This is a genomic window from Aeromonas veronii (genome assembly GCA_041319085.1).
In the GTDB taxonomy this organism is placed as follows: Bacteria; Pseudomonadota; Gammaproteobacteria; order Enterobacterales; family Aeromonadaceae; genus Aeromonas; species Aeromonas veronii_F.
This window is the reverse complement of the sequence record CP101033.1, coordinates 1,546,623-1,562,857: the sequence shown is the minus strand read 5'-3', so window position 1 is coordinate 1,562,857 and position 16,235 is coordinate 1,546,623. Positions and strand designations below refer to the sequence as shown.

Below are 16,235 nucleotides of genomic sequence, written 5' to 3'. Positions count from 1 at the left end.
GAGGAACATTATTCCTTACCCGGTGACCGGGCCAGCTCCAACTCGCGAGATTGACGACGCATGGTGCGGTTGAGGGTGCGGTTTTGCATTTTCAGGCGCAGGAACAGCAGGCCGAAGACCAGCCAGCCCAGCAAAAAACCACCAGCGAAGAAGAAACCCAACAACATCGCGAGTGAGAACTCACCCTGAGCGATCAGGTAATTGAACTGAACCAGCTGGCCATTTTGTGAGCCCAGCGCCAAGGTCAGAACAAACACCAGCACCAGCGGAATGAGGGCCAAAATACGCTTCATATGAGCTCCCTGTCAGTATCTAATGAGAGGCTGATTATCCTTAAAATCACAGGCAGACTCTAGAGTGAATGGGAAAAGAGTTTAAGAAACAAGACGATTGGCACAGGAATCAGTGCCACAAACAAAAAAGGCATACCCGAGGTATGCCCATTTCTGCATTATTCAGCGATGTTGACGCGCTCGCGCAACTCTTTACCAGGTTTGAAGTGAGGGACATATTTCCCGGTCAGTTCAACCTTGTCCCCAGTCTTGGGGTTGCGGCCCACTCTGGGCGCACGATAGTGCAGTGAAAAACTGCCAAATCCGCGGATTTCAATCCGGTCGCCGTTTTGCAAGGTCGATGCCATCTGCTCAAGGATCTCCTTGATGGCGGCTTCGACATCCTTGGCCGGCATATGCATGCGGCTGGATGCCAGTTGTTCGATGAGATCTGATTTGGTCATAACGTTAAATCTCCTTCCCCGATCACATGCAATAGTCATTTTTGCCAGGATAAAAAAGGGCGGCGCAATGCCGCCCTTTTCTTGCATCAAGGATTACTCACCCTTGGCGGCTTTGAACGCTTCCATCATAGCATTGCTGAACACAACTTCTTCTTGTTGGTTCAGGCTATCGATAGCAACACGCTCATCAGCCTCGTCCTTAGCACGGACAGACAGGCTTACGGTGCGGTTCTTACGATCAACGCCCATGAATTTAGCTTCTACTTCGTCACCAACAGACAGCACCAGAGTGGCGTCTTCTACACGGTCACGAGCAGCATCGGAGGCACGCAGGTAGCCTTCTACGCCGTCAGCCAGTTCGATAACGGCACCTTTGGCATCAACCTCGGTAACCTTACCCTTCACGATAGCACCTTTCTTGTTGTCAGCCAGGTACTTGTTGAACGGGTCTTCTTCGATCTGCTTGACACCCAGGGAGATGCGCTCACGCTCCGGATCCACTTGCAGAACAACGGCTTCGATCTCGTCGCCTTTCTTGAATTCACGCACGGCTTCTTCGCCCTGGTTGTTCCAGGAGATGTCAGACAGGTGAACCAGGCCGTCGATGCCGCCATCCAGACCGATGAAGATACCGAAGTCAGTGATGGACTTGATCTTGCCGGAAACACGGTCGCCTTTGGCGTGAGTTTCGGCAAACAGCTGCCACGGGTTGGATTTGCACTGCTTCAGACCCAGGGAGATACGACGACGCTCTTCGTCGATGTCCAGAACCATCACGTCAACCACGTCGCCAACGTTAACAACTTTGGACGGGTGGATGTTCTTGTTGGTCCAATCCATCTCGGATACGTGTACCAGGCCTTCAACGCCTTCTTCGATTTCAACGAAGCAGCCATAGTCGGTCAGGTTGGTCACGCGGCCAGACAGACGGGTGGTCTCCGGGTAACGCTTGGCGATAGCAACCCAGGGATCTTCGCCCAGCTGCTTCAGACCCAGGGATACACGGGTACGCTCGCGGTCGAACTTCAGAACCTTGACAGCAATCTCGTCGCCAACGTTGACGATTTCGGAAGGATGCTTAACGCGCTTCCACGCCATGTCGGTGATGTGCAGCAGGCCGTCAACACCGCCCAGATCTACGAATGCACCGTAGTCGGTCAGGTTCTTGACGATACCCTTAACTTCTTGACCTTCTTGCAGGTTAGCCAGCAGGCTTTCGCGCTCGGAGGTGTTCTCGGTCTCGATCACGGCACGACGGGAAACAACAACGTTGTTGCGCTTCTGGTCCAGCTTGATGACTTTGAACTCGAGTTCTTTGTTTTCCAGGTGAGCGGTGTCACGGATCGGACGCACGTCAACCAGAGAACCCGGCAGGAAGGCACGGATGCCGTTCAGTTCAACGGTGAAACCACCCTTGACCTTGCCGTTGATGATACCGATAACGGTAGCTTGCTCTTCGTATGCCTTCTCAAGCTGCAGCCAGGCTTCGTGGCGCTTGGCTTTTTCGCGGGACAGCTTGGTTTCGCCGAAACCATCTTCGATAGAGTCCAGAGCCACGTCAACGGAGTCGCCTACGTTGATTTCCAGCTCGCCCATGGCGTTCTTGAATTCTTCAGCCGGGATAGCGGACTCAGATTTCAGACCGGCGTCAACCAGTACGAAACCGTTCTCGATAGCAACGACAGTACCCTTGACGATGGAACCCTGGCGGGTTTCAACGGCGTTCAGGGACTCTTCAAAGAGTTGAGCAAAAGATTCGATCATTGTTTATGTCACAAATGAAACATCCACTTGCAATCCGGCACAAGCGGGGCTGTTTTAAATAATCTGCGCCATCCTTGGTGCAGACGACCGGATGTCAGCTTGCGCTGACATCACCAAGTTGTTGCTCTGCATAGGCGAGCACTGTCGCCAGCACTTCATCTATGGTCATGGCGGTAGAGTCTACCACCAGAGCATCTTCAGCCGGTTTCAGGGGCGCGGTAGCGCGATTTCTATCGCGATCGTCACGTTCCCGGATCTCGGTTAAAAGACGCTCAAAACTAACATCAAAGCCCTTATCTTGCAACTGCTTATAGCGACGCTGAGCCCGTTCTTCGGCGCTGGCGTCGAGGAAAATCTTCACCTCGGCCTCAGGGAATACCACTGTGCCCATGTCACGACCGTCTGCAATCAGACCCGGGGCCTGACGAAATGCCCGCTGACGACGCAGCAAGGCTTCGCGCACGCGGGGGAAGGCAGCGATTTTACTGGCGGCATTGCCCACCTCTTCGGTGCGGATGGTGCGCGAGACATCTTCCCCTTCCAGGATCACCTTGACCAACTCCCCTTCAACCTGGAATTGCACATCCAGATTGGCGGCCAGCGGCACCAGTGAGGCTTCACTGTCCAACTCTACATCGTGATGCAGGGCGGCCAGGGACAACACCCGATAGATGGCGCCCGAGTCCAGCAAGTGCCAACCCAGCTTCTCAGCAAGCAGCTGACACAAGGTGCCTTTACCTGCACCACTGGGGCCATCAATTGTCATTACGGGGGCCATCTGAGGCATAACTTCTCTCCTGCACTGTGTTGCTCCCATCCCGAAGGGGTGGATTAATGGGCGCCGATTATACCCGAATGTGGTGAGCCTGGCAGTCATCAATCCGCACAAAGGGCCAAAACCCCGGCGGGCAGTGGTGCTTGTATCTCATTTGGACATTTCATTAAGCAATGCAGGGACTTGTTCTTATGGTCGTACCTGACAAGGCGCGCTAAACTGGCCCCCTTTTTTGAGCCGTTAGTAGTAAGGAGCAACCAATGAGCAGCGTTACCCTCGTGGCCAAATCCAAATTGCCAACCCCCTGGGGCACCTTCACGCTGGTAGGTTTTCAGGAAACCGGCACAGGCAAGGATCACGCCGCACTGGTGATGGGCAACATTACCGGTGAAGAGCCCGTGCTGGGCCGGATCCACTCAGAGTGCCTGACCGGCGATGCCCTGTTCAGCCTGCGTTGTGACTGTGGTTTCCAGTTGCAGGCGGCCATGGAGAATATCGCCAAAGCCGGTCGTGGCGTGTTGTTGTATGTGCGTCAAGAGGGCCGTGGCATCGGTTTGCTCAACAAGATCCGTGCCTATCACCTGCAGGATCAGGGGGCCGATACCGTTGAGGCCAACGTGGCCCTTGGTTTCGCCGCTGACATGCGCGATTACACCATCTGCGCCGACATGCTCAAGCAGCTTGAGGTCAAGTCCCTCAAACTGATGACCAACAACCCGCGCAAGATGAAGGCGATGGAATCCTTTGGCATTCCGGTGGCGGAGCGGGTGCCCCTGCAGGAAGGGCGCAATCCCCACAACGAGTTCTATCTATCAACCAAGGCCAACAAGCTGGATCACATGCTGAAGAAGTGAGCCTGCATTGACGAATACCAGATAGTCAAACGCCTCCAATTCGGAGGCGTTTTTCTTGTAACGGCCGCACATCAACCCAGGCTATCGCTGTGGTACGGTCAGATTGACCAGCAGTGCTTCAAGCTCTTCGCCAGTGCGAGTAGCGCAGCATTGGTTGACCTGCTCCCGGGTCAATTGCGGCGCGAGACGTGCAATCAGATCGTACAGATAGCCGCATAAAAATGCCCCTCTGCGCAGACCGATAGCGGCCACTCCTCCAGGTAGCCAGGGCACCGCCTTGAGCACCAGATCGCCATCGCGCTGTTGCTCCCACGCAAAGGTTGCCATCACCCCGACACCCATCCCTTGTCTGACATAGGTCTTGAGCACATCGCTGTCGCTCGCACAGCAGGCGATCCGGCTCTCGGCATGGGCGCCATCGATGCCATGAGCTGCAGAGAGCGCCCTGCCATCGGTCACCAACGCAAACTCGACCAGCTCGGCCGGGGTCAATACTGTCGCGTTGGCCAAGGGATGATCCTTTGGCAGCACCAAACCCCGTTGCCATTGAAAACAGGGGAGCATCAGCAGATCGCTCCCCTCCTCCGGCTCATCGATCAGCAACAGATCGGCAGTACCATCATGCACGGCCGCACGGCACTGCGCCGTACTCCCCTGCACCACAGTCACCTCCACGTTGGGGAAACGGGCCATGAAGCCCTTGAGGATGGCGGGCAAAATATAACGAGCCTGCAGATGAGTGGCGGCAATGGTGAGGGTTCCCTGCTCCGGATGCACATGCTGCTTGGCCATCAACTTGATGGTGGCGACCTTGTCCAGCACCTCGGCGGCTACCTTGATCACCTCCCGACCGATGGGGGTGATCTGGGTCAGGTGTTTGCCGCTGCGCTCGAAGATCTGGATCCCCAGCTCATCCTCCAGCATTCGCACCTGTTTACTGATCCCGGGTTGGGAGGTGAAGAGGCTCTCGGCGGTGACCGACAGATTCAGCCTGTGGTTGGCTACCTCGACGATATAGCGCAATTGCTGCAGTTTCATGGTGTAGCCCTCAAGCGAACCCACCGTTAATAGTAACAAACTTTCAGCAATGGCCCGCCGCTATCAGGCCGGACGATCCTTGAGTAGGAAATCGCGCAAGGCGCGATTGGCCATGGAGAGCGGATCGCCACGCCGCCACGCCACGCAGAGATCGAGGTAGATGGGCGGGTCGAAGGGCACACCGCTCAGATCGGGCTCCTCTTCCAGCACCATTCGCAAGAAGGTGGTCACCGCAAAGCCTTGCCGCACCACCGCCTTGAGCAGAGGGATAAGATTACTCTCGAAGGCGATATCCGGTTCGACGCCCAGGCACTGTGCCAGCGCCTCCATATGCTCCCGGTGATAGAAACCGCGGCGGAACAATGCTAACTCCTGAGCGAAAAACTGCGAGAGGGTGACCGACGGTTCGCCGCGCAGTGGGTGATCCTCCCCCACCACCATCAACATCTCTTCGCTCAGCAGATGTGCCCCCTCGATGGCGGGCGGCAGATCACTGGTGATGAGAATAGCCAGATCGAGGGAACCATCCACCATCCGGCTGAGCAGCTCACGGGTACCAGCCTCCTCGACCCGGATCTTGAGGCCGGGGTAGCGGTGCTTGAAGGCCATCAGACGAGGGGGAAAATAGTAGGAGCCCATCATGTAGGGGATCCCGATCCGCACCTCCCCCCGCTCCAACCCCTTGAGCTCGGCCATCTCGGCCTCGGCCTGATGCATCTGCAGCAACAGGCGCTCGGCATGGCGGCAGAGCACCTCCCCCTCCGGGGTAAGCCGTACCGCCCGGTCCTGCCGATCAAACAGCCGCAACTCGAGCTGCTGCTCCAGCTTGGCGATGGCCATGCTGATGGCCGGTTGTGCCACATGCAGACTGTTGGCTGCCTTGGTAAATGAGCCGGCATCCCTGACCGCCAGCAGATAGGTGAGCTGTTTCAGATCCATATATCAATTCATCTTATGAGATGGATAACTTAAATATATTATATTTATAACAGCAAGGACTCTACCCTGACCAAAAGCCGTCAGGACCATACACAATGATTGAAGTCGGAAGTCGCGAGTGGATACGTGCAACCCTGGCCCTCAGCCTGGGCTCTTTTCTGGTGTTTCTGAACCTCTACCAGACCCACCCCCTGTTACCTCTGATTGCCGAGGTCTTCTCGGTCAACTCCCTATCGGCCAGCTGGACCCTGGCAGGCTGTACCGCAGGCCTCGCCGCCTCCCTGCTGATCTGCGCCAGACTGGCGGATCGCCATGGCCGTCGGCAAGTCATGCTGAGCACCCTCACCCTGGCGATCCTGCTCTCGTTGTTGATCCCGCTGGTTGAGCAGTTCAACTCCCTGCTGCTGCTGCGCATCCTGCAGGGGGCACTGCTGGCGGGGCTGCCAGCGACCGCCATCGCCTACATGGGGGAAGAGTTCAGCAAACGGGCGCTGCTCTCGGCGGTGGGGGTCTATATTGCCGCCAACTCCCTCGGTGGCATTGCCGGTCGGGTGGTCGGTGGCCTGCTGGCGGGCTGGTTTGGCGACTGGCAGCACACCTTTTTGGGGATTGGTGTGATCAGCCTGTCGCTGCTGCCGCTGGTCTTCTGGCTGCTGCCCTATCAGACCCGCTTTGTGGCGAGCGCCCCCGTTCGCGGTCAATTTGTCCGCGCCTTGCAGCAACACCTGACCAACCCCTTGCTGGTAGGGGCCTATCTGATTGGCGGCCTCAACTTTATGGTGTTTCTGAACCAGTTCAGCTACCTCACTTTCCTGCTGGCAAAGCCCCCCTTCTCCCTGCCCACTCAGTGGCTCGGCATGCTGTTTCTCACCTATCTCTCGGGGACGGTGGCCTCCTCCCTGAGCGGCCGCTTCGCCAACCGCTGGGGGGCACAACGCATGCTGTTGGTCGGGATCGCGCTGATGGCCATCGGCAGTCTGTGGCTGCTACAGGGCAGTCTGCTCGGGCTCCTGAGCGGCTTGCTGGTCTCCAGCTTCGGTTTTTTCCTGGCACACGCCTGCGCCAGTGCCTGGGTCGGTCAGCATGTCGAACACCACCGGGCCCTCGCCTCCTCCCTCTATCTGGTGGCCTACTATCTGGGAGCCAGTCTGGGTGGGCTTTACTTGCACCCGTTCTGGGAGAAAGGCGAGCTGGGCGGGCTGGTCATGGGGATTGAGCTGGTCCTCATCCTGACGGCCGGCTTGAGCCTCTGGCTCGGCCGTCTCAAGCAGCGAAGCCAATCGCCACTGCCCGCCCAGCAACCCCACCGGCACGGGTAACGGGATCCGCGTAAACCGGGTCACCCACGACCCGATAACCATCTCACGGCCAAGTATTGCCAGATAGCAAAAGGGGTCACACCGGTGACCCCTTTTGCTGCGTTATTCAAGAGCCAGTCAGGCTCGCACGGCATTGTATGCACAATCAATCTTGCTCGACAAAACCCGCAGGCACCGCCACCACCGCGCCGGTCGCTACCTCTTCGGCGATAACTTCAGCCAGCGGACGCAGGTGAAACTTGATCTGACCAGAGGGCAACATCAGGCCGATATCGGGGTTGCGGGTATCTTGCATGTTGCCAGTTTTGAATGGCAGCTCGGGATAACAGGCCACCAGCGCCTGCAGTGAGGCGATCACCAGCTCGATATGCTCCAGTCCCGCCTGATGGACACGACCCGGTTTCGGCGCCGCCAGTTCGATACAGGGCACCTGCACCTCACCGACCAGCAGCGGCTGATGCAACTGATAAGTGGCGATAGGACGACCGCCGATCATCCCCTCCACCAGCAAGGTGCCCGCCTCAGCCAGCACAGCACATAGCGCGCGATACTCCTGCAAGGTGTCCGCCCGATAACAGAGGTGATCGACCGTTGGCTGGGGAATATTGATGCCAGTGGCGGCCAATTCGGCCAACAGCTGAGAAACAAATGGGGCCATTGGCCCCAGTGTGGAATCGAGTGGATGAGACATGCCTACCATTTCTTCTTGGGTTGAAACAGGATATCGAGCTCGTCGGCTTCCTTGTCCCTGATGTTCTGCAGATCCTGCGCGCTGTTCTGCTGCTGCTGCTCCTCAAGCTCCTTGAGCCCCTGACGCATATCCTCTTCACGGGCCAGCAGATAGGGATCCTTGTCGGCCACGCTCGCCATTGCCGACAGCCCCTTGGTATAGAGCTGGCGGCAAGTACCATATTGGCCCTGAATGCGGGCATCCATCGCCCGCTTGACCAGATTGGAGATGTTGATCTTGAGCTGCATCAACTCGAGGCGGCGCTCTTCCTGGGCGAACCCTTGGGGGTCAATCTTGCCCTTGTTGTGCTCGACTCGCAGCACCGCCCGCATCTTCTTGACCAGCTGCAGCATCTGGATCGCTTGACGGTCGGACTCCGGGGTCTTGAAATGCCCCTCATCCTGAACGCTGTAGTTCTCCTGCACATTCTTGATCTGGGTCTGCACATCGGCGATGCGCTGCTTAATTTGGTTGTTGGGCATCACCTGGGCGATGGCGCGATAGGCATCGAGGATCCGGTGCTGCAACAGCAGCACCATATTCTTGGAGAAAGGCACCAGATTGACGTTCAGCAACACCTGTTCGGTCTCGTCGGCCACCGTCTTGTGTCTGGCAACGGCGTGACGCTTGTCCGCCTCCGCCTTCTGCTTATATTGCTGCACCACGTTATAGGCGATAACCAAAAACAGGAGTGCGCCGATAGACAGCAATATCAAAGTTAAAATCATAGGATATCCAAACCCCTGTTCCTATCTAATTACGTGATCCTACAACAGCTTACCCACTTAAGGTAGCCTGCAGATCCCCCCTTGCCCACGATTTGTCGCCAAGCTGTGCCCCCGGTCTCAGGGAGAGATTGCAGGATCAGTGGATGATGACCATGGTGGCCATCTCCCCATTGTATCGCCCATCAGTGTCATTACTTGAGGTTAAAGCCCCGTGACTGCAAGAACCCCAACATGAAAGGACGGGACTCCTTACCCAGAATGGCGCGGATCTGGCCACTCCAGGTCTGCTGTTTGTTGTTGCTGCTGCGGGCCTGATAGTAGTCCGCGATCTGCTGATCGTACTGGGCCAGCAGGTCACGATCCAGCTCGTGCTGGTAGCGCTCCTGATGCACCACCAATCCCCTGGGTAGACGGGGTTTCTGCTCCGGCAGCTGGGCAGGATGACCAAGGCAGAGGCCAAACAGCGGGATCACCTGATGGGGCAAACCCAGCAGTTCACTCACCTCGACCGGATGGTTGCGAATGCCGCCGATATAGACCCCACCCAACCCCAGCGACTGCGCCGCCAGCAGGGCATTTTGCGCCATCAGGGCGCCATCGATGGCACCGATCAGCAGTTGCTCCGCATAACCGGTCTGGGCCTCGGGCACGATCTGGCTGTGGCGATGGTAATCGGCGCAGAACACCAAAAACTCGGCCGCCTGCACCACATAGGGTTGATTGCCCGCCAGCATGGCCAGCTGCTGACGCGCCTCGGGTTCGCTGACTCGCACAATGCTGGTCACCTGCAAGAAGCTCGAGGTCGAGGCTGACTGGGCGGCGGCGAGAATGGCATCCAGCTGCTGCGGGGCGATCGGCTCGGCAGTGAACTGACGAATGGAGCGATGGGAAAGGATAAGATCGATAGTCTGATTCATGGCACCTCCAAAATGAGGTGATACCATAGCGAAAAAAATGAGGGAGCCCAAGGCTCTATGCCGATCAGTTAAGGACCTATTGACCGCCTCTCCTGATGTCCGAAAATCAACAACATATTGATTTATTTGGCTTTTTATACTTATAAATGGTGATGAAGCTGGAAAAAGAGGCGGGGCAGTTTGTGCTGCCGGCACTAAGGGAGCGACGGGAGCGACGTTAACCACGCGACGTGAAGCCAAGGCCACAGAAGTACAGTGTGATAAAAGCCAATAAAAACAATGCCAGTCAGGCTTAACTGACTGGCATTACGCCAGATTGGCGTTCTTCTCGACGATTCAAATATCGCAGCCGGATTACTTGTAGGCGCGACCTTCCAGATAGTGTTTGCGGCACAGTGACACATAGCGATCGTTGCCACCGATCTCCACCTGTTCGCCATCGCGCATCACCTGACCCGCTTCGTTGACCCGGGAGTTCATGTGGGCCTTGTTGCCGCACCAGCAGATGCTCTTCAGCTCTTCAAACTTGTCGGCCAGACAGAGCAGATGGTAGGAGCCGGGGAACAGCTCGCCGCGAAAATCGGTCTTGAGGCCATAGGCCATCACCGGAATATCCTGCTCATCGACAATACGGGCCAGCTGGTAGACCTGCTCACGGGTCAGGAACTGGGCCTCGTCCACGATGAAGACATCGATATGTTTCTTCGCATGGCGCTCTTTCACCATTTCAAACAGATCACAGCTGTCGCTGAACACGTCCACCTTCAGTTCAAGGCCAACCCGGGCACTTATCACCCCTACCCCGAAACGGTCATCGATGGCTGGCGTCATCGCCAGAGGATGCATGCCCCGCTCCAGATAGTTGAAGTGCGCCTGAATGAGCTGGGTGGATTTGCCTGAATTCATGGTGGCAAATTTGTAGTGCAGTGAAGCCATGATACTGTTCCGATACTGAATTTATGGGGCGCATGCTAACCAAAGCCCCTGACAAAACCAAGGGGCCCGCGGGCCCCTTGCTCTATAAATGTTACGCGGTGGCCAGCGCTGGCCGCGCTTTGGCCTTTTTCAGGTGATAGCCGGTAAAGAGCACGAACCAGAGGGCGCTGACGCTGAAACCGGCCAGGCTGGAGTGCATCACCCCCATCGCCAGATAACCTATGGCTGCACCGAAGGCGATGGCCAGCGCATAGGGCAGCTGGGTCATCACGTGATCGATGTGATGGCAACCGGCACCGGTGGCAGAGAGGATGCTGGTGCTGGAGATGGGCGAGCTGTGATCCCCGAACACCGAGCCAGCCAGTACCGCGGCCAGCATCGGCAGCATCAGGCTGATGTCACTGGCGGCAGCCATGTCACCGGCCAGCGGCAGCATGATGCCGAAGGTGCCCCAGCTGGTGCCGGTGGCAAATGCCATGGCACAGGAGAGGATAAAGACCACGGCGGGCAGCACTTCGATCGGTAGGTTGCCGTTAGCCAGCGAAGCCAGGTACTTGCCGGTCTCCACATCGCGCACCACAGCACCGATGGTCCAGGCGAACAGCAGGATGTTGATGGCCGGCAGCATGGCCATGACACCTTGCGGCGCGGCCTTGATCCAGTTCTTGGCACCCAGCTTCAAGCGCATCGCCAGACCGATGGAGACCACCAGACTGCACAGGGCACCGTAAACCAGCGAAGAGCCAACGTTGGTGTTTTCGAACGAGCCGAGCACGCTGAACGGCAGCCCTTTCTCGCTCAGCACCGCAGCACCGGAATCGATCATGAAATAGATGGTGGCGGCGGTCAGGGTCAGGATCGGCAACACCATGTCGATCATGCCGCCATTGCTCTCTTCCGGGCTCTCCATATCCAGACCGATGGGGCGACCCTTGGACTCATCCCACAGCTTGCCTTCCAGCGCCCACTCTTCGTGTTGACGCATCGGGCCGATATCCAGCTGACACCCGATCACCACCAGCACCATGATCAGGGTGAAGACGGCGTAAAGGTTCATCGGGATCATCTCGACAAACGCCGCAATGGGGCTCTGTTCGGTCAGACCGTGGGCCGCCAGGATGCCGCCAACCAGGGCGATGATATAGGCGCCCCAGGAGGAGATGGGCATCAGCACGCAGACCGGCGCCGCGGTGGAGTCCAGCAGATAGGCCAGCTTGGCACGGGAGATCTGGAAGCGGTCGGTCACCGGACGGCAGATGGCCCCCACCGACAGGCTGTGGAAGAAGTCATCGATAAAGAAGGCAAACACCATCATGCCAGTCAGCGCTTTGGCGCCCTTGCGGGTCTTGGCACGACGTTCGGCCCACTCGGCAAAGGCACGGGTCGCCCCGGAGACGCTCATCAGGCTGATGAGACCACCCAGCAGCAGCATAAACAGGATCATGTTGACGTTGTCACGGTTGAGCGCGCCATCGATCCAGAAGATCTTGAGCACGGTATTCAACATGTATTGCAGGGATTGGAGAGGCGAAAACTGATTGAGCAGCAGACTGCCGGTGACGATGCCCACACCAAGGGACAGCAGTACGCGGCGGGTCATGATCGCCAGCGCGACAGCCAACAGAGGGGGAAGTACGGACCAACCGGAGTCGGCGAAATGACTAATGTCCATGATCTCTTTGCACCTAAAGATTACAGGTGGAGATCTACCGAGAGGATCTAAAGAAACAAAACCTATGGGGAGGTTATACTCCTCAGCCCCTTCAGGTAGCGCTCCATAGTGGATGACTATGGCAGTCCTGCACCTATTAGATGCAGAACCAGCAGCCCGGTATGATGGCCTGGCCACTTCGGCGCTGACTCCTTTCCTTGTGCATCACAGGCATCACCCTCCGCACAAGTAGTCATAGGCAGCGCGCCTCTACTTAAAGGTATTCGCCGCACATTTTATCGAGGTGGCAGCTTATAGCAAGTTTTTTGATTAAATAGTCATGATAAACATATCAAAACTGAATAATTGTAGTTAAATGATTCAATAACTCCAATCTTTACGCTATTTCCACCTATCATGGCTTCATTGGCATCCAGGTGTTGAGCCTGTCGCTGGTCATAGAAAATATCGGCATTGATGAACCCCACGAATATGATATTTAACCCTTACTGATCCCCTCATTTTTGGACAGGGCGTAGGTTAGGTATCAGTGGGGGTACTTTTTACCCTATCAGAACCAGTACCCCCAAAGCTGGGGGATGTTGTGACTAGATTGGACAGGAAAAAATATAACAAAAAACCCGCAAAGCCTTATGCCATGCGGGTTTGCAATATGTAGTGATACGATATTCAGTAATGGTGCCCGAGGCCGGAATCGAACCGGCACGACGCGAACGTCGAGGGATTTTAAATCCCTTGTGTCTACCGATTTCACCACTCGGGCACCGCAATCGGTATCAAGCTCGCGTGGCGGGCTTGTCAATATGGAGGCACGTTCCGGAGTCGAACCGGACTAAACGGATTTGCAATCCGCTGCATAACCGCTTTGCTAACGCGCCATGCAAAAGAGAGTTGGCTCTCTATTGTCTGAATTTGGAGCGGGAAACGAGACTCGAACTCGCGACCCCGACCTTGGCAAGGTCGTGCTCTACCAACTGAGCTATTCCCGCACTGGTCTGGCTGGCTGCCTGACTACGAGGACGCATTCTAGCGATGTTCCTCGCCCAGTCAATCAGAAATATTTAATTACCTGATCGTTCGGGCATTTTTTGCCCATTTTGAACATTTTTAGCACCTTTAGCCGTTTCCTGCCTCAAATCAGCACAAACCTCACCTTGCGGCTTGGGTGACTCACAGGTTGGCGTGGTGGGTCAGATCGCCCCAGGCGGCCTTCATGTACTGGAACATCGACCAGAAGGTGAGCACTGTGGCGACATAGAGCATCACATAGGCGAGCCACACCATCCAGACATTGTATTGCCAGATAAGGCCGGTGAGCGACACCATCTGGATCATGGTCTTCCACTTGCCAATCCAGCTGACCGCCACCGAGGAGCGTTTGCCCAGCTCGGCCATCCATTCGCGCAGGGCGGAGATGATGATCTCGCGGCCAATCATGGTCATGGCGGGGATGGTCACCCAGATGGTGTTGTAGTGTTCGACGATGACCACCAGTGCGGCGGCAACCATGATCTTGTCGGCAACGGGGTCAAGGAAGGCGCCAAAGGCGGTGGACTGATTGAGTTTGCGGGCCAGATAGCCATCAAACCAGTCGGTGGCTGCGGCCAGAATAAAGATGATGGCGGCAGCCAGATAGGACCATTGATAAGGCAGATAGAACAGGATGACGAAGACGGGAATGAGCAAAATCCGGAAAAACGTCAACAGGTTAGGTATGTTTGTCATTATTTTCAGCCACTTCTTGTACGTCGCTACATAGTGCGCCAAAGCCGATTTGCGATGCAACCGCACTGGCGCCCGTCTTGGTCTTTTTAATCCATTAATCTTCTCAAAATGCGGGGTCATTATGGCATTTACGGCCCCCCCGCGTCACGGCTCTTGTGCATCAAGGAGTTAGCGATGTTGCCATGCCGCTAACCCTGCTCAGGCGCTGTGCAAGCCATCGTGGATGGTCTGGGCCAGCTCCTGACTGATGCCGGGCACCTTGGCCAGTTCATCCACGCTCGCCTTTTTGACCTCCTGCAGGCCCCCCAGATATTTGAGCAGCGCCTGCCGCCGTTTCGGACCCACCCCCGGGATATCCTCCAGACTGCTGCTGGTGCGGGCCTTGGCTCGCCGTGCCCGGTGGCCGGTAATGGCAAAACGGTGGGATTCATCGCGAATATGCTGAATCAGGTGCAAAGCGGGCATATCTGCCGGCAAATGCAGCTCTTCGTGGCTCTCCCCCATGATCAGGGTCTCCAGCCCCGCCTTGCGGGTGACCCCCTTGGCAATCCCCACCAGCAGCGGATATTTGCCGCCGAGGAACTCCAGCTGGCGCGCCAGGATCTCTTCGGCCCGGCGCAGCTGGCCGAGGCCGCCATCGATAAACAGCACGTCCGGCACCTTGTCCGGCTCCTGCTGTTTGCCAAAGCGGCGCTCCAGCGCCTGTTCCATCGCCGCGTAGTCATCGCCGCCGGTGATACCATCGATATTGAAGCGGCGATATTCCGATGAGAGCGGCCCCTCCCGGTTGAACACCACGCAGGAGGCCACGGTGCGCTCCCCCATGGTGTGGGAAATATCGAAACACTCCATACGGGCGATGGGGCGCTCCAGCTCCAGCAACTCTTCCAGCTGGTCGTAGCGAGCGGTGATGGTGCTCTTGTGAGCAAGCCGAGATCGCAGCGCCGTCTCGGCGTTGATGGAGGCGAGCTTGATAAAGCGGGCCCGCTCGGCGCGGGTACGGCTCACCACCCGCACCTTGTAGCCCGCGGTCTGGCTCAGAGTCTCGGCGATGACGTTCTCGTCTTCAAGCGCCACATCGAGCAGCACCTCGCTCGGGATCTGCCGTCCCCCCTGCCCCGACAGATAGAACTGCAGCAGGAAGGATTGCACCACCTCGTCGAGTTGGGTGTCGGCAGGCACTTTCGGGAAGTAGCTGCGCGAGCCGAGCACCTTGCCCTGGCGAATAAAGAGCACGTGGATGCAGGCAGCGCCTTGCTCGAAGGCGACCCCCACCACGTCGAGCTCGTCCAGCACGTTGCCGCTCACCGACTGCTGTTCGGTGACCCGGCGCAGCGCCAGGATCTGATCCCGATAGCGGGCGGCCTCTTCAAAACGCAGATCGCCGCTGGCGGACTCCATCTTGCCCACTAACTCGCCAATCACCTGCTGGTTCTTGCCCGCCAGAAACAGCTTGGCCAGCTCCACCTGCTGGGCATATTCAGCCTCGCTAACCAACCCAGGTACGCAAGGGCCGGCGCAACGCTTGAGCTGATAGAGCAGGCAGGGACGGGTGCGGTTGGCATAGACCGCATCCTCGCACTGGCGCACCGGAAAGATCTTCTGCATCAGATGCAAGCTCTCACGCACCGCACCGCCGGAAGGGTATGGGCCGAAGTACTCCCCTTTGATCTTGCGGGCGCCGCGATGGACGCCGATACGCGGATGCTGGTGCGCGGTGATGATGATCCAGGGGTAGGATTTGTCGTCCCGCAGCAGCACGTTGTAACGGGGCTGGTACTGCTTGATCAGGTTGTGCTCGAGGATCAGCGCCTCGGTCTCGGTGTGGGTGACGGTGACCTGGATATCGGCGATCTGGCGCACCAGGGTGCGGGTCTTGATGCTGTCGACGTTGGTGCGAAAGTAGGAAGCGAGCCGCTTTTTCAGATCCTTGGCCTTGCCGACATAGATCACGGTACCACCGCTGTCATACATGCGGTAGACGCCGCTCTGATGGGTAACGGCGCCCAGAAACGCCTTGCTGTCGAAGATAGGTTCGGGAGAGAGGGGCATCAGCTACTCGGCTTACACAAAGGCAAAAATTGACGGGCAGAGCATACTGC

At 57.2% G+C, this 16,235-nt stretch carries 15 protein-coding genes, 3 tRNA genes, 1 pseudogene and 1 riboswitch; of the genes and pseudogenes, 3 read left to right on the top strand and 16 right to left on the bottom strand.

Annotated elements, in window-relative coordinates:
* Positions 1-8: 8 nt before the first annotated feature.
* From NMD14_07545 to cmk, 4 genes are all read right to left on the bottom strand, one after another.
* Positions 9-293, bottom strand: a complete 285-nt coding sequence (locus NMD14_07545) for a lipopolysaccharide assembly protein LapA domain-containing protein (protein XEI34240.1) — start codon at positions 291-293, stop codon at positions 9-11.
* A 158-nt stretch (positions 294-451) separates the two neighbouring features.
* Positions 452-736: an integration host factor subunit beta gene (gene ihfB / locus NMD14_07540; GenBank protein XEI34724.1), complete on the bottom strand. Its 285-nt coding sequence runs from the start codon at positions 734-736 to the stop codon at positions 452-454.
* Between the two features lie 93 nt (positions 737-829).
* Complete coding sequence (gene rpsA, locus NMD14_07535) at positions 830-2,500, bottom strand: 30S ribosomal protein S1 (GenBank protein XEI34239.1); 1,671 nt, start codon at positions 2,498-2,500, stop codon at positions 830-832.
* A gap of 94 nt (positions 2,501-2,594) precedes the next feature.
* Positions 2,595-3,287 (bottom strand): (d)CMP kinase, encoded by a 693-nt coding sequence (gene cmk / locus NMD14_07530; protein XEI34238.1) that lies wholly within the window; start codon positions 3,285-3,287, stop codon positions 2,595-2,597.
* 248 nt (positions 3,288-3,535) lie between these two features.
* On the opposite strand from cmk, the gene ribA reads away from it, so the two are divergent.
* Complete coding sequence (ribA, locus tag NMD14_07525) at positions 3,536-4,129, top strand: GTP cyclohydrolase II (protein ID XEI34237.1); 594 nt, start codon at positions 3,536-3,538, stop codon at positions 4,127-4,129.
* An 81-nt stretch (positions 4,130-4,210) separates the two neighbouring features.
* Here the strand turns inward: ribA and NMD14_07520 are convergent, their stop codons facing one another.
* Together NMD14_07520 and NMD14_07515 are read right to left on the bottom strand one after the other, a co-directional pair.
* Positions 4,211-5,167: a LysR substrate-binding domain-containing protein gene (locus tag NMD14_07520; GenBank protein XEI34236.1), complete on the bottom strand. Its 957-nt coding sequence runs from the start codon at positions 5,165-5,167 to the stop codon at positions 4,211-4,213.
* A 63-nt stretch (positions 5,168-5,230) separates the two neighbouring features.
* A complete protein-coding gene (locus tag NMD14_07515; protein XEI34235.1) occupies positions 5,231-6,106 on the bottom strand; it encodes a LysR substrate-binding domain-containing protein in 876 nt (291 codons plus the stop codon).
* Between the two features lie 95 nt (positions 6,107-6,201).
* Between NMD14_07515 and NMD14_07510 the strand changes: the two genes are divergently transcribed.
* On the top strand, positions 6,202-7,425 hold the full coding sequence (locus tag NMD14_07510) for an MFS transporter (GenBank protein ID XEI34234.1): 1,224 nt from the start codon (positions 6,202-6,204) through the stop codon (positions 7,423-7,425).
* A 145-nt stretch (positions 7,426-7,570) separates the two neighbouring features.
* On the opposite strand, the gene NMD14_07505 is transcribed toward NMD14_07510, so the two are convergent.
* The 3 genes from NMD14_07505 to nfsA all read right to left on the bottom strand — a co-directional run bounded on the left by NMD14_07505 (position 7,571) and on the right by nfsA (position 9,800).
* The gene (locus NMD14_07505) at positions 7,571-8,125 is read right to left on the bottom strand and encodes a VOC family protein (protein XEI34233.1); all 555 of its coding nucleotides are present in this window, start codon (positions 8,123-8,125) and stop codon (positions 7,571-7,573) included.
* Positions 8,119-8,883 (bottom strand): DNA repair protein, encoded by a 765-nt coding sequence (locus NMD14_07500; protein XEI34232.1) that lies wholly within the window; start codon positions 8,881-8,883, stop codon positions 8,119-8,121. The genes NMD14_07505 and NMD14_07500 overlap by 7 nt, the downstream gene beginning before the upstream one ends.
* Positions 8,884-9,074: 191 nt before the next feature.
* Positions 9,075-9,800 (bottom strand): oxygen-insensitive NADPH nitroreductase, encoded by a 726-nt coding sequence (gene nfsA / locus NMD14_07495; GenBank protein ID XEI34231.1) that lies wholly within the window; start codon positions 9,798-9,800, stop codon positions 9,075-9,077.
* A gap of 149 nt (positions 9,801-9,949) precedes the next feature.
* Between nfsA and NMD14_07490 the strand changes: the two are divergent.
* Positions 9,950-10,096 (top strand): annotated as a pseudogene (locus NMD14_07490) (IS4 family transposase).
* 58 nt (positions 10,097-10,154) lie between these two features.
* Here the strand turns inward: NMD14_07490 and NMD14_07485 are convergent.
* From NMD14_07485 to uvrC, 7 genes are all read right to left on the bottom strand, one after another.
* Complete coding sequence (locus NMD14_07485; GenBank protein XEI34230.1) at positions 10,155-10,736, bottom strand: thymidine kinase; 582 nt, start codon at positions 10,734-10,736, stop codon at positions 10,155-10,157.
* A 91-nt stretch (positions 10,737-10,827) separates the two neighbouring features.
* Positions 10,828-12,408: a Na+/H+ antiporter NhaC family protein gene (locus tag NMD14_07480; GenBank protein XEI34229.1), complete on the bottom strand. Its 1,581-nt coding sequence runs from the start codon at positions 12,406-12,408 to the stop codon at positions 10,828-10,830.
* A gap of 88 nt (positions 12,409-12,496) precedes the next feature.
* Positions 12,497-12,668: riboswitch (Lysine riboswitch) on the bottom strand.
* A 416-nt stretch (positions 12,669-13,084) separates the two neighbouring features.
* Positions 13,085-13,171, bottom strand: a tRNA-Leu gene (locus tag NMD14_07475).
* 41 nt (positions 13,172-13,212) lie between these two features.
* A tRNA-Cys gene (locus NMD14_07470) sits at positions 13,213-13,286 on the bottom strand.
* A 35-nt stretch (positions 13,287-13,321) separates the two neighbouring features.
* A tRNA-Gly gene (locus NMD14_07465) sits at positions 13,322-13,397 on the bottom strand.
* A gap of 181 nt (positions 13,398-13,578) precedes the next feature.
* Complete coding sequence (pgsA, locus tag NMD14_07460; GenBank protein ID XEI34228.1) at positions 13,579-14,133, bottom strand: CDP-diacylglycerol--glycerol-3-phosphate 3-phosphatidyltransferase; 555 nt, start codon at positions 14,131-14,133, stop codon at positions 13,579-13,581.
* A gap of 198 nt (positions 14,134-14,331) precedes the next feature.
* On the bottom strand, positions 14,332-16,185 hold the full coding sequence (gene uvrC, locus NMD14_07455; protein XEI34227.1) for an excinuclease ABC subunit UvrC: 1,854 nt from the start codon (positions 16,183-16,185) through the stop codon (positions 14,332-14,334).
* Positions 16,186-16,235: the final 50 nt, after the last annotated feature.